The following is a 14198-nucleotide window of genomic DNA, read 5'->3' on the forward strand; positions in this document are numbered from 1 at the left end:
CTGCACCCGCACGGGGGCCGGGGCTCTTCAGGGCTCGAGCAGCCCGATGGCCCGGTACGCCTCGTCTACGACGGGCCGCGCCATCGCCCGTGCCCGCCCGGCCCCCTCGCGCAGCACCGCCTGCACCGTCCCCGGATCGGCCGCCAGCTCCGCGTGCCGGACGCGGACCGGCCGGAGCAGCTCCACCACGGCGTCGGCGACGTCCCGCTTGAGCGCCCCGTAGCCGCTGTACCCGTCGGCGAGCTTCTCGGGCTCGCTCCCGGTGCATGCGGCGAGGATGTCCAGCAGGTTCGCCACCCCGGGCCGTTCCGCCCGGTCGTAGACGACCCCGTCGTCCCCGCTGTCGGTGACGGCCCGCATCAGCTTCTTCCGCACGGCCTCGGGCTCGTCGAGGATGAACACCACCCCCGGGCCCGCGTCCCCGGACTTCCCCATCTTCGAAGTCGGGTCCTGCAGGTCCATCACCCGCGCGGCCACCACCGGATGCGTGGCCCTGGGCACCGTGAAGGTGTGCCCGTAGCGCTGGTTGAAGCGGACGGCCAGATCCCGGGTGAGCTCGACGTGCTGGCGCTGGTCCTCACCCACCGGCACCTCCTCGGTCCGGTAGGCCAGGATGTCCGCGGCCATCAGTACGGGATAGGTGAGCAGCGAAAGCCGTACGCCTTCGCCCGAGGCCTGCGCCTTCGCCGTCTTCTCCTTGTACTGCACCATCCGCCGCAGTTCCCCGTCGGAAGCCGTGCACTCCAGCAGGTAGGACAGCCGCGCGTGCTCGTCCACATGGCTCTGCACGAACAGCGTGCACTTCTCGGGCGTCAGACCGGCGGCCAGCAGCAGTGTCGCGGCCTGCCGGCTGAGCCGGCGCACCCGGGCCGGATCGTGCTCGACGGTCAGGGCGTGCAGATCGACGACGCAGAACAGCGCCTCGTCGGGCCGCTGCTCGGCGGCGACCCACTGCCGTACGGCCCCCAGGTAGTTCCCCAGTGTCAGATGCCCGGTCGGCTTGACCCCGCTGAAGATCCTCGTCATGTCCCTGCTCCCTGCTCGTACCGGTGTGGGTGTCGACGCCACCGCGTCGGGCGACCGAGCCGCTCCCGGGAGGGAGAAACAAAAACGGCCGCCGTGGTCGGCGGCCGTCGAGCGCGTGCGTGCTCGCGTGGATGGTCGGCCGCCGTCAGGCGGCCCACCAGCGAAGGTCAGGCATGAGCGCACGCATAGTCATGGAGCAGAGGTTAGACCGTGGAGGGTCAGGAGGGCGTGAGGTTTGCGCACTCCGCGCGGCCGGCGAGCCGGGGGGTTGACACGACTGTGCCCCATCCGTAAGGTTCTTCGAGTTGTCCGAAGTGAGCGCCGACCCCGGTCGGTCCCCGGACAGCCATCCCGCACTACACATTCGAACGAACGACTCACTTTGTCGTCCCGTTTTCATGCGTATTTGCGAATGAGGAATCCGCGTCCACGGGCGCAGTCGCCGATTAGGTTCGGGGGCAAGGAATCCGCTACTATCTCACTCGTCGCAAGGGCCCAACAGCCCGAACGGCAAATCCCGTTGACTGGGAGTCAGGCCCGAAAGGATCTGATAGAGTCGAACTCGCCGGAAAGGGAAAGCGCGAAAGCGAAGAACCGGAAGGCGAAAAACAAGCGGGACTGACTCTGATAGAGTCGGAAACGCAAGAACGAAGGAAGCGCCCGGAGGAAAGCCCGAGAGGGTGAGTACAAAGGAAGCGTCCGTTCCTTGAGAACTCAACAGCGTGCCAAAAATCAACGCCAAAAGTTGATACCCCGTCCATTTCGGTGGATGAGGTTCCTTTGAAAAAGACCTGTGGGGTCGCGGCTTCGGCTGTGATGCTTGCAGGCAATTACACAGCGAGGATGCAGTGGACGGTCGGTCTTATTCCGACATGGCTGTCCCGCTCTAAGTGCGTGTGCACCCGATTACGGGTAAACATTCATGGAGAGTTTGATCCTGGCTCAGGACGAACGCTGGCGGCGTGCTTAACACATGCAAGTCGAACGATGAAGCCCTTCGGGGTGGATTAGTGGCGAACGGGTGAGTAACACGTGGGCAATCTGCCCTTCACTCTGGGACAAGCCCTGGAAACGGGGTCTAATACCGGATAACACTCCTGCCTGCATGGGCGGGGGTTAAAAGCTCCGGCGGTGAAGGATGAGCCCGCGGCCTATCAGCTTGTTGGTGGGGTAATGGCCCACCAAGGCGACGACGGGTAGCCGGCCTGAGAGGGCGACCGGCCACACTGGGACTGAGACACGGCCCAGACTCCTACGGGAGGCAGCAGTGGGGAATATTGCACAATGGGCGAAAGCCTGATGCAGCGACGCCGCGTGAGGGATGACGGCCTTCGGGTTGTAAACCTCTTTCAGCAGGGAAGAAGCGAAAGTGACGGTACCTGCAGAAGAAGCGCCGGCTAACTACGTGCCAGCAGCCGCGGTAATACGTAGGGCGCAAGCGTTGTCCGGAATTATTGGGCGTAAAGAGCTCGTAGGCGGCTTGTCACGTCGGATGTGAAAGCCCGAGGCTTAACCTCGGGTCTGCATTCGATACGGGCTAGCTAGAGTGTGGTAGGGGAGATCGGAATTCCTGGTGTAGCGGTGAAATGCGCAGATATCAGGAGGAACACCGGTGGCGAAGGCGGATCTCTGGGCCATTACTGACGCTGAGGAGCGAAAGCGTGGGGAGCGAACAGGATTAGATACCCTGGTAGTCCACGCCGTAAACGTTGGGAACTAGGTGTTGGCGACATTCCACGTCGTCGGTGCCGCAGCTAACGCATTAAGTTCCCCGCCTGGGGAGTACGGCCGCAAGGCTAAAACTCAAAGGAATTGACGGGGGCCCGCACAAGCAGCGGAGCATGTGGCTTAATTCGACGCAACGCGAAGAACCTTACCAAGGCTTGACATATACCGGAAAGCATTAGAGATAGTGCCCCCCTTGTGGTCGGTATACAGGTGGTGCATGGCTGTCGTCAGCTCGTGTCGTGAGATGTTGGGTTAAGTCCCGCAACGAGCGCAACCCTTGTCCTGTGTTGCCAGCATGCCCTTCGGGGTGATGGGGACTCACAGGAGACCGCCGGGGTCAACTCGGAGGAAGGTGGGGACGACGTCAAGTCATCATGCCCCTTATGTCTTGGGCTGCACACGTGCTACAATGGCCGGTACAATGAGCTGCGATACCGTGAGGTGGAGCGAATCTCAAAAAGCCGGTCTCAGTTCGGATTGGGGTCTGCAACTCGACCCCATGAAGTCGGAGTTGCTAGTAATCGCAGATCAGCATTGCTGCGGTGAATACGTTCCCGGGCCTTGTACACACCGCCCGTCACGTCACGAAAGTCGGTAACACCCGAAGCCGGTGGCCCAACCCGTAAGGGAGGGAGCTGTCGAAGGTGGGACTGGCGATTGGGACGAAGTCGTAACAAGGTAGCCGTACCGGAAGGTGCGGCTGGATCACCTCCTTTCTAAGGAGCACAGTACCGATTGCAGACAAATGTTCTGCACGGTCAGCTCATGGGTGGAACGTTGATTAGTTGGCACGGTTTCCTTGATGGATCACAAGTACTGCTTCGGCGTGGAAAGTGACTCACTGATGGGGGATCGTGCTTGGCACGTTGTTGGGTATCTGAGGGTACGGCCGAAAGGCTGTCCTTCTGCGATGCCGGCCCCAGTGAACTTCATCTTCGGATGGGGGTGATGGGTGGCTGGTCGTTGCTTGAGAACTACACAGTGGACGCGAGCATCTGTAGGCCAAGTTTTTAAGGGCGCACGGTGGATGCCTTGGCACCAGGAACCGATGAAGGACGTGAGAGGCCGCGATAGGCCCCGGGGAGCTGCCAACTGAGCTTTGATCCGGGGGTGTCCGAATGGGGAAACCCGGCAGTCGTCATGGGCTGTCACCCACTGCTGAACACATAGGCAGTGTGGAGGGAACGCGGGGAAGTGAAACATCTCAGTACCCGCAGGAAGAGAAAACAACCGTGATTCCGGGAGTAGTGGCGAGCGAAACCGGATGAGGCCAAACCGTATGCGTGTGATACCCGGCAGGGGTTGCGCATGCGGGGTTGTGGGAATTCTTTTGATCGGTCTGCCGGCCGGTCGGCGAGTCAGAAACCGTTGATGTAGTCGAAGGACATGCGAAAGGTCCGGCGTAGAGGGTAAGACCCCCGTAGACGAAACATCAGCGGCTTGCTTAAGAATCTCCCAAGTAGCACGGGGCCCGAGAAATCCCGTGTGAATCTGGCGGGACCACCCGCTAAGCCTAAATATTCCCTGGTGACCGATAGCGGATAGTACCGTGAGGGAATGGTGAAAAGTACCGCGGGAGCGGAGTGAAATAGTACCTGAAACCGTGTGCCTACAAGCCGTGGGAGCGTCGCCGTTATTCTTCGGAATAACGGTCGTGACTGCGTGCCTTTTGAAGAATGAGCCTGCGAGTTAGCGGTGTGTAGCGAGGTTAACCCGTGTGGGGAAGCCGTAGCGAAAGCGAGTCCGAATAGGGCGATTGAGTTGCACGCTCTAGACCCGAAGCGGAGTGATCTAGCCATGGGCAGGTTGAAGCGGAGGTAAGACTTCGTGGAGGACCGAACCCACCAGGGTTGAAAACCTGGGGGATGACCTGTGGTTAGGGGTGAAAGGCCAATCAAACTCCGTGATAGCTGGTTCTCCCCGAAATGCATTTAGGTGCAGCGTCACGTGTTTCTTGCCGGAGGTAGAGCACTGGATAGGCGATGGGCCCTACCGGGTTACTGACCTTAGCCAAACTCCGAATGCCGGTAAGTGAGAGCGTGGCAGTGAGACTGTGGGGGATAAGCTCCATGGTCGAGAGGGAAACAGCCCAGAGCATCGACTAAGGCCCCTAAGCGTACGCTAAGTGGGAAAGGATGTGGAGTCGCAGAGACAACCAGGAGGTTGGCTTAGAAGCAGCCACCCTTGAAAGAGTGCGTAATAGCTCACTGGTCAAGTGATTCCGCGCCGACAATGTAGCGGGGCTCAAGCGTACCGCCGAAGTCGTGTCATTGCAGCTATAGGGCCAACGCCCGCTGTGATGGGTAGGGGAGCGTCGTGTGCCGGGTGAAGCAGCAGCGGAAGCTAGTTGTGGACGGTTCACGAGTGAGAATGCAGGCATGAGTAGCGATACACACGTGAGAAACGTGTGCGCCGATTGACTAAGGGTTCCTGGGTCAAGCTGATCTGCCCAGGGTAAGTCGGGACCTAAGGCGAGGCCGACAGGCGTAGTCGATGGACAACCGGTTGATATTCCGGTACCCGCTTTGAAACGCCCAATATCGAATCAGGCGATGCTAAGCCCGTGAAGCCGTTCCGGACCCTTCGGGGAAAGGAAAGTGGTGGAGCCGGCGGACCAGACTTGTAGTAGGTAAGCGATGGGGTGACGCAGGAAGGTAGTCCAGCCCGGGCGGTGGTAGTCCCGGGGTAAGGGTGTAGGCCGAGGGGTAGGCAAATCCGTCCCTCATATAAGGCTGAGACCTGATGCCGAGCCGATTGTGGTGAAGTGGATGATCCTATGCTGTCGAGAAAAGCCTCTAGCGAGTTTCATGGCGGCCCGTACCCTAAACCGACTCAGGTGGTCAGGTAGAGAATACCGAGGCGTTCGGGTGAACTATGGTTAAGGAACTCGGCAAAATGCCCCCGTAACTTCGGGAGAAGGGGGGCCAGTCCTGGTGATCGGATTTACTCCGTGAGCTGGGGGTGGCCGCAGAGACCAGCGAGAAGCGACTGTTTACTAAAAACACAGGTCCGTGCGAAGCCGTAAGGCGATGTATACGGACTGACGCCTGCCCGGTGCTGGAACGTTAAGGGGACCGGTTAGTCACATTTCGGTGTGGCGAAGCTGAGAACTTAAGCGCCAGTAAACGGCGGTGGTAACTATAACCATCCTAAGGTAGCGAAATTCCTTGTCGGGTAAGTTCCGACCTGCACGAATGGCGTAACGACTTCTCGACTGTCTCAACCATAGGCCCGGTGAAATTGCACTACGAGTAAAGATGCTCGTTTCGCGCAGCAGGACGGAAAGACCCCGGGACCTTTACTATAGTTTGATATTGGTGTTCGGTTCGGCTTGTGTAGGATAGGTGGGAGACTTTGAAGCCCCAACGCCAGTTGGGGTGGAGTCGTCGTTGAAATACCACTCTGGTCGTGCTGGATGTCTAACCTCGGTCCGTGATCCGGATCAGGGACAGTGTCTGATGGGTAGTTTAACTGGGGCGGTTGCCTCCCAAAAAGTAACGGAGGCGCCCAAAGGTTCCCTCAGCCTGGTTGGCAATCAGGTGTTGAGTGTAAGTGCACAAGGGAGCTTGACTGTGAGACCGACGGGTCGAGCAGGGACGAAAGTCGGGACTAGTGATCCGGCGGTGGCTTGTGGAAGCGCCGTCGCTCAACGGATAAAAGGTACCCCGGGGATAACAGGCTGATCTTCCCCAAGAGTCCATATCGACGGGATGGTTTGGCACCTCGATGTCGGCTCGTCGCATCCTGGGGCTGGAGTCGGTCCCAAGGGTTGGGCTGTTCGCCCATTAAAGCGGTACGCGAGCTGGGTTTAGAACGTCGTGAGACAGTTCGGTCCCTATCCGCTGTGCGCGTAGGAATATTGAGAAGGGCTGTCCCTAGTACGAGAGGACCGGGACGGACGAACCTCTGGTGTGCCAGTTGTCCTGCCAAGGGCATGGCTGGTTGGCTACGTTCGGGAGGGATAACCGCTGAAAGCATCTAAGCGGGAAGCCTGCTTCAAGATGAGTATTCCCACCTCCTTGAGAGGGTAAGGCTCCCAGTAGACGACTGGGTTGATAGGCCAGATGTGGAAGCCCGGTAACGGGTGGAGCTGACTGGTACTAATAGGCCGAGGGCTTGTCCTCAGTTGCTCGCGTCCACTGTGTTAGTTCTGAAGTAACGAACTGTGTCATATCCGGTTGGTTAACTTCATAGTGTTTCGGTGGTCATAGCGTTAGGGAAACGCCCGGTTTACATTCCGAACCCGGAAGCTAAGCCTTTCAGCGCCGATGGTACTGCAGGGGGGACCCTGTGGGAGAGTAGGACGCCGCCGAACAAATTTTATGGGGAAGCCCCGTACCAGGTATCTGGTACGGGGCTTTTCTGCGTTTACCGGCTCTGTGAGGCCTTCGCGTAGCAAAGGAGTGCCCGCCGGCGTCGCGGCCGCCGTCCATGCCGCGCGCCATCTGGCCTATGAGGGCCAGGGCGGGGTTGTCCTCGACCTGAACCACTGAGTCGGTTTCGGGCTGAGCGGGGCTCAGGATCTTTCGATGTCCTGCGGATGCCCGGCATGGGGTCCGGATGGATTCGTACCGACGGCTCGTAGGGTTGTCGCATGGGCTACGACCTCGTCATCTTCGACAACGACGGCGTGCTGGTGGACAGTGAGCCGCTCGCCAACAGCATCCTCGCCGGGTATTTGACCGAGCTGGGGCACCCGACCTCGTACGAGGAGTCGCTGCGCGACTACATGGGTGCCGCCGTGCACCGCGTGCACGACCTCGTGCGGGAGCGGACCGGGCAGGCGTTGCCCGCCGACTTCGACACCACGCTGCACGCCCGTACCTTCGCCGCCTTCGAGCGCGAGCTCAAGCCCGTGCCCGGGGTCGAAGGGGTGCTCGCCGCGCTGGTCGAGGCCGGGACGGCGTACTGCCTGGCGTCCTCGGGGAGCCACGAGCGGATCCGGGTCGGGCACCGGGCGGCCGGGCTCGACGAGTGGTTCGAGGAGGAGTGGATCTTCAGCTCGGAGGACGTGGGCCAGGGCAAGCCGGCCCCGGACCTCTTCCTGCACACCGCGGACCAGATGGGCGTGGCCCCGGGCCGGTGCGTGGTCGTGGAGGACAGCCCGCTGGGTGTCCAGGCCGCCGTCGCCGCCGGCATGGACGTGTACGGGTACACCGCGATGGTGCCCGCCGACCGGCTGCCCGGCGCCACCGGTTACTTCGGGGACATGAACCAGCTGGCCGAGCTGCTCGGGCTGGAGGTCGGGACCGCCGGGTCGGCAGGGTATTCGGGTGGGTACACCGGTGGTTACAACGGCGGGTTCTCGCACTGACCCAATCGATGTTGTGATCGCTCTACCCACCGGTAGGACCGGCGCCTACGCTGTGCCGCCATGACAGCAGACGCGCGGCTGAGCCGCGGGCGCGGGGCGTTGGGGTTCAGTTTCTTCGTGCAGGGCGTGGCCTTCGCGCTCCTCGTGACACGGATCCCGGCCATTCAGGACCGGTACGGGATATCCGACGGGCTGCTGCCCGTCTTCCTGGCCGCCGTGCCGATCCTCGCCGGAGTGTCCAGCGTCGTCACCGAGCACCTGGTGAAGCGGGTGGCGCCCAGCACCGTACTGCGGTGGGCGCAGCCGCTCGTGCTGCTGGCGCTCCTCGGGGTCGGCGCCGGCAGCCAGATGTGGCACGTGGCGCTGGCCCTCGGCGCGTTCGGGCTGTTCGTGGGGGCGCTCGACGCCTCCATGAACATGCTCGGGGTGAGCCTGCAGGGCGCGTACGGACGCAGCATCATGCTCGGCTTCCACGCCTCGTACAGTCTCGGCGGCATCCTCGGCGCCTCCGCGGCCTGGGCGGGTGCGCACTGGCACCTCGCGCTGTTCACCTCGTACCTGCCCGCCGTGGTGGTCCTGCTGCCGCTCGCGCTCTTCGCCAGCCGGTTCTACGTGGACCAGGAGACCGGCGGGACCCCTTCCGGGACCAAGGGGCTCGGCGCCGGCGGGTTCAAGCTGCTGCTGCCCCTGTGCCTCGTGATGGCCTGCGCGTACATCGGGGACTCCACTGTGTCGAACTGGAGCGCCAAGTACCTCCAGGACGTGCTGGGGAGTTCGGAACAGCTCGCCACCGTCCCCTACAACGTCTACATGGTGACCACCTTGCTGGGGCGGGCCGTCGGGGACCTCGGTGTGCGGCGCTTCGGGGCCGTGGCCGTCGTACGGATCGGGACGGTCCTCGCCGCGCTCGGGTTCGCCGTGGTCGCGGCCGCGCCCGGGGCGTGGTCGGGGATGCTGGGCTTCACGCTGCTGGGGATCGGGCTGTGCGTGATCGTGCCGCAGACCTTCGCCGCCGCGGGGAGGCTCTTCCCGAACTCCTCCGACACCGCCATCGCGCGGCTCAACATCTTCAACTACGTGGGATTCCTCATCGGCGCACCGCTCGTCGGCGGCATCGGCGACGCCTGGAACTACCGGGGCGCGATGCTCGTGCCGATGGTGCTGGTCCTGGTGACGCTTTTCTACGCCCGATCGTTCGGCGCGAAGGAGGCCCGATACGGTGTTGCGCATGAGCGGCCGCGGGTTGTTGATGTGGGACGAGGCGGTAACGAAGTATGACTTCGGGCCGAGCCATCCGATGGACCCGGTGCGCCTGGCGCTGACCATGGGTCTGGTGCGGGCCTTCGGGCTCGACCGGGAGCTGGAGGTGCGGGCGGGCCGGCCGGCCGGGGAGTCCACGCTGCGCCTCGTCCACCGTGAGGACTACGTCGCCGCGGTGCGCGAGGTGTCGGCCGACCCCGGGGTCGCGGACGGTTCGTACGGGCTCGGGACCATGGACGACCCGGCCTTCCACGGCATGCACGAGGCGTCCGCGCTGATCGCCGGGCAGTCGGTGGCGGCGGCCGAGGCGATCTGGCGCGGGGACGCCGAGCACGCCGTGAACTTCGCCGGCGGGCTGCACCACGCGATGCCCGGCGGGGCGGCCGGGTTCTGCGTGTACAACGACGCGGCGCTGGCGATCGCGCGGCTGCTGGAGCTGGGGGCCGAGCGGGTCGCGTACGTGGACGTGGACGTGCACCACGGGGACGGGGTGCAGGCGGCGTTCTGGGACGACCCGAGGGTGCTGACCGTGTCCCTGCACGAACATCCCCGGACCCTGTTCCCACAGACCGGGTGGCCCGAGGAGACGGGCGGGCCGGCCGCTGAGGGGTCGGCGGTGAACATCGCGCTGCCCGCCGGGACCGGGGACGAGGGGTGGCTGCGGGCCTTCCACTCGGTGGTGCCGGAGCTGCTGGAGGACTTCCGGCCGCAGGTGCTGGTGACCCAGCACGGGGCCGACACCCACTTCGAGGACCCGCTGGCGCATCTGGCGGTGTCGCTGGACGCGCAGCGGGCGGTGCAGGAGGCCTGCCACGAGCTGGCGCACTCCTGGGCGGACGGGCGGTGGCTGGCGCTGGGGGGCGGGGGGTACGCGGTCGTGGACGTCGTACCGCGGTCGTGGACGCACCTGGTGGCCATTGCCGGGCATCGGCCGATCGCACCGGAGACGGCGGTGCCGGGGTCCTGGCGGGAGTTGGTGTACGCGCGGACGCGGGAGGTGGCGCCGGGGCGGATGACTGACGGGCGGGTGCCTGTGTGGCGGGACTGGGAGGCGGGGTACGACCCCGCCGATCGGATCGACCAGGCCGTACTGGCCACCCGGCGTGCGGTGTTCCCCCTGCGGGGGTTGCTGGCCTAGGGCCTGTCTCACCTGCCCGCCCTTCCACCGTTGGCGTGAGGTTACGCCAACGGTGGTGGGATTGGCCGGAACTGGTGAGGGGTCAGGTCCGGTGCGGGAGCATCGGGAGGGTGTTGAGTACCGGCGCGCTGCGTGCGCATCTGCTGGCCGCCCGTCTGGCCGGGACCGTCGCGACTTCCCGGGAGGAGAGCCTGCGCAGTTACCGGCTGTTCGCGGCACGGGATCCGCGCGTGCTGCTGGGGCTGGATCCGGAATGGGGCTGGGGGGAGGCGGAGCTCCTGCGGCTCATGGCGGACAAGTGCGGGGTCTCGGCGGATCCGGCGCACGTCAGCGGGCCGGACATGATCGATCCGGAGCGGACGGTGGCGGGGCTGGAAGCCTTCGCCGAGCGGCTTCGCGCGGCTGCCGGGATGCGGGCCCCGGTGCTGTTAGGGACCGGGCACCCGCACCGACTCCTGGGGTTCTACGCCACATTGGCCGACGCGTTGTCGGCGGCGGGATGTGATGTCCTCACCCCGGCGCGGGGGGTGCCCGTCGACATGCCGACCCGGTTCGGCGTACGTACGCACCGCATCGATTACGTACGGGGGGTCGCACTGGTGCGTGAGGACGGCGCGCGGCCGGACGGGAGTGGCACCGGCGCGCACTCCCATTCGCCGCTGCCGGTTCGGATCGCGCTCGGGGCCCTCGCGGAGTCCGGCGGGCCGCTGCCGGAGCTCGTGATCGGGGATCACGGATGGGTCTGCGGCGCAGGTCAGCTTGGTGTGGAGGCGATCGGTCTGGCCGATACGGATGATCCCGCGCTGTTCGTGGGGGAGGCCGAGGGGCGGGTCTCGGTGGCCGTTCCGCTTGATGACGCGGTGCGCTCGGACTACTACCGACCGCTCACTCGCTATGTACTCAATCGGGCGAGTCTGTCGGGTTGGCAGGAGTGGCCGTAGCTCCTCTTCCCCACTCGTATCACACGCCCCTACTCTGGGGAGTGAGCGTGCGACGACGGGGCGTAACCGGAGGGGAAGCCGGTGCCCGTCATGCGCGGAAGGTCAAGGTGTGTCATGGCTGCTGGCGAGAGGCCTCTCAGTGAGGTTCAGTTCCTGACCGTGGCGGAGGTCGCCTCGGTGATGCGAGTGTCGAAGATGACCGTGTACCGCTTGGTGCACAACGGACATCTGCCCGCAATCCGGGTGGGCCGGTCCTTCCGGGTCCCCGAAAATGCGGTGCACGAGTACCTCCGCGAGTCTTTTGTGGGGGTGGAATCGGCCTGAGGGCAAGGGTCGGGAGCCCGCTGTCGCTCCTCGGAGGCACCGGATTACAAGCTCAGAGCTCGGACGGGTAGGCTAGGCCGACGTAGGTCGTGTGGGCCCAGACGCCCCGCACCGAGATCCCCGCGACGCGGGGATGTTCCGAGAAGTGAGCGAGGGTAGTCGTGGGCTCTGTTATCAAGAAGCGGCGTAAGCGGATGGCCAAGAAGAAGCACCGCAAGCTGCTCAAGCGCACCCGCGTCCAGCGCCGTAACAAGAAGTAAACGGTAGCTGTACGTGTTCTCCGCAGCCCCTCCACCATTCTGGTGGAGGGGCTGCGGTGCAGCCGGGGGACTTCTTCGAGGGAGGCGCTGAGCTCGTGGGGAAGGTCGTGCTCGTTACCGGGGCTGCCCGGCAGCTGGGAGGCCGCTTCGTGCGGCGGATCCAGCGGGACCCGGAGGTCGAGCGGGTGATCGCGGTCGACGCGGTGACGCCGTCGCACCGGCTGGGATCGGCCGAGTTCATCCGGACGGACATCCGGCAGTCGGCGATCGCCCGGGTGCTCGCCGAGAACGCCGTCGACACGGTGGTCCATCTCGCGGTCACCGGAGGTGCCGCGACGGGCGCGGGTGCCGTCTCGTACAGCACCGTCAAGGAAACCAACGTCATCGGGACGATGCAGCTCCTCGGGGCCTGCCAGAAGTCCCCGACGGTTCGGCGGCTCGTGGTGAAGTCCAGTACCAGCGTGTACGGGGGCACCTCACGGGATCCGGCCGTCTTCACCGAGACCACGCAGCCCAAGTCGCTGCCCGCGGCAGGCTTCGCCAAGGACGCCGTCGAGGTCGAGGGGTACGTACGGGGCTTCGCGCGCAGGCGGCCGGACGTCGCGGTGTGCGTACTGCGGTTCGCGAACATCTTGGGACCCTTCGCCGACTCGGCGCTCGCCGAGTACTTCTCGATGCCCCTGATCCCGACCGTGCTGGGCTACGACCCGCGGTTGCAGTTCGTGCACGAGGACGACGTACTGGACGTGTTGCGGCTCGCGGCGCAGACCAGTGGGATCAGCGGGACGTTCAACATCGCCGGCGACGGGGTGCTGCTGCTGTCGCAGTGCACGCGCCGGCTGGGGCGGCCTACGCTGCCGTTGCTGCTGCCCGCGGTGACGTGGGTGGGCTCGGCGCTGCGGGCGGTCGGGGCGACGGACTTCTCGCCCGAGCAGATAAGGCTCCTCACGCACGGGCGGGTCGTGGAGACCACGCAGATGCGGGAGGTGCTGGGATTCGAGCCCATGTACACGACCGCCGAGACCTTCGCCGACTTCACGCGGAGCCGGGGGAACGGGCTGTTGCCGCCGGAGCGGGTGGGGCGGGCCGTGGACCGGGTGGCGGAGCTGTTGAACGTGGAGGCTGGGGCTGTGGCTGAGGGAGCGAAGCGATAGTGGCGGACGCCAAGGTGATTCCGTTCGACGAGGACCGGCCGCGACGGCGGTCGTCGTCCGCGGCCCGGCGGGTCCGGGTGGCGCCGGAGGCGCCGGATCCGGTGGTGGAGGCCGTACCGGAGCCCACTGCGGAGGGCGACGGCTGGGACCGACGGATCGCCGGCGGTCTGGCGTTCCTGCGGCGCCGGATCACCGGGGACTACGAGGTCGACGCCTTCGGCTACGACAAGGAGCTGACGGACCAGGTCCTGATGTCCCTGCTGCGGCCGGTGTACGACAAGTACTTCCGGGTCGAGGTCAAGGGCATCGAGAACATCCCGAAGGAGGGCGGCGCGCTGATCGTGGCGAACCACTCCGGGACGCTGCCGCTGGACGGTCTGATGCTCCAGGTCGCCGTGCACGACCAGCACCCGGCACAGCGGCACCTGCGGCTGCTGGCGGCGGACCTGGTGTTCATGCTGCCCGTCGTGAACGAGATCGCCCGCAAGGCCGGCCACACGCTGGCGTGCGCGGAGGACGCGCAGCGGCTGCTGGAGGCCGGGGAGCTGGTGGGCGTGATGCCCGAGGGCTTCAAGGGGATAGGGAAGCCGTTCGGAGAGCGGTACAAGCTCCAGCGGTTCGGGCGGGGCGGGTTCGTGTCGACCGCGCTGAGGGCGGGGACGCCGATCGTGCCGTGCTCGATCGTGGGGGCGGAGGAGATCTACCCCATGATCGGCAACGCGAAGACGCTGGCGCGGTTGCTGGGGATTCCCTACTTCCCGATCACGCCGACGTTTCCGCTGCTGGGGCCGCTCGGGGCGGTGCCGTTGCCGACGAAGTGGACGATCCAGTTCGGGGAGCCGATCGCCACCGCGGGTTATGCGGCGGAGGCGGCGGAGGATCCGATGCTGATGTTCAACCTCACCGATCAGGTGCGGGAGCAGATCCAGCACACGCTGTACAAGCTGCTGGTGCAGCGGCGGTCCGTGTTCTTCTGACCGGTGGGTGCCGGGGGCCGGCCCCCGGACTCCCGTGCCGGAAGAAAGCGCTGGTGGGGCTGGATGAATCCAGCCC

8 protein-coding genes, 3 rRNA genes and 1 pseudogene are annotated in these 14198 nt (G+C 64.9%); 11 read left to right on the forward strand and 1 reads right to left on the reverse strand.

Annotated elements, in window-relative coordinates; all coding sequences use genetic code 11:
* Positions 1–27: 27 nt before the first annotated feature.
* Positions 28–1026: a tryptophan--tRNA ligase gene (gene trpS, locus OG389_RS21835; protein ID WP_328300156.1), complete on the reverse strand. Its 999-nt coding sequence runs from the start codon at positions 1024–1026 to the stop codon at positions 28–30.
* A 919-nt stretch (positions 1027–1945) separates the two neighbouring features.
* Between trpS and OG389_RS21840 the strand changes: the two genes are divergently transcribed.
* The 11 genes and pseudogenes from OG389_RS21840 to OG389_RS21890 all read left to right on the forward strand — a co-directional run bounded on the left by OG389_RS21840 (position 1946) and on the right by OG389_RS21890 (position 14122).
* Positions 1946–3470, forward strand: a 16S ribosomal RNA gene (locus OG389_RS21840).
* Positions 3471–3754: 284 nt separating this feature from the next.
* A 23S ribosomal RNA gene (locus OG389_RS21845) occupies positions 3755–6878 on the forward strand.
* 73 nt (positions 6879–6951) lie between these two features.
* A 5S ribosomal RNA gene (rrf, locus tag OG389_RS21850) occupies positions 6952–7069 on the forward strand.
* The 16S, 23S and 5S rRNA genes sit together here, the layout of an rRNA operon.
* A 279-nt stretch (positions 7070–7348) precedes the next feature.
* A pseudogene (locus OG389_RS21855) lies at positions 7349–7987 on the forward strand (HAD family hydrolase); the annotation flags it as partial.
* A 141-nt stretch (positions 7988–8128) separates the two neighbouring features.
* Positions 8129–9346, forward strand: coding sequence for an MFS transporter (locus OG389_RS21860; RefSeq protein ID WP_328300157.1), 1218 nt, complete (start codon positions 8129–8131; stop codon positions 9344–9346).
* Complete coding sequence (locus tag OG389_RS21865; RefSeq protein ID WP_328300158.1) at positions 9297–10466, forward strand: acetoin utilization protein AcuC; 1170 nt, start codon at positions 9297–9299, stop codon at positions 10464–10466. The genes OG389_RS21860 and OG389_RS21865 overlap by 50 nt, the downstream gene beginning before the upstream one ends.
* A gap of 110 nt (positions 10467–10576) precedes the next feature.
* A complete protein-coding gene (locus tag OG389_RS21870; RefSeq protein WP_328300159.1) occupies positions 10577–11407 on the forward strand; it encodes a phosphatase in 831 nt (276 codons plus the stop codon).
* A gap of 114 nt (positions 11408–11521) precedes the next feature.
* Positions 11522–11731, forward strand: a complete 210-nt coding sequence (locus tag OG389_RS21875) for a helix-turn-helix domain-containing protein (protein WP_162688852.1) — start codon at positions 11522–11524, stop codon at positions 11729–11731.
* 161 nt (positions 11732–11892) lie between these two features.
* Positions 11893–11991, forward strand: a complete 99-nt coding sequence (locus OG389_RS21880) for a 30S ribosomal protein bS22 (protein WP_003948845.1) — start codon at positions 11893–11895, stop codon at positions 11989–11991.
* A 95-nt stretch (positions 11992–12086) separates the two neighbouring features.
* Entirely contained in the window at positions 12087–13145 is a 1059-nt protein-coding gene (locus OG389_RS21885) for an NAD-dependent epimerase/dehydratase family protein (RefSeq protein WP_328300160.1), read from the forward strand.
* Complete coding sequence (locus OG389_RS21890) at positions 13145–14122, forward strand: lysophospholipid acyltransferase family protein (protein WP_328300161.1); 978 nt, start codon at positions 13145–13147, stop codon at positions 14120–14122. Before OG389_RS21885 ends, OG389_RS21890 begins: the two co-directional genes overlap by 1 nt.
* The last annotated feature ends 76 nt before the right edge of the window (positions 14123–14198 follow it).

Origin of the sequence: Streptomyces sp. NBC_00435 (assembly GCF_036014235.1) — a bacterium.
GTDB lineage: Bacteria > Actinomycetota > Actinomycetes > Streptomycetales > Streptomycetaceae > Streptomyces.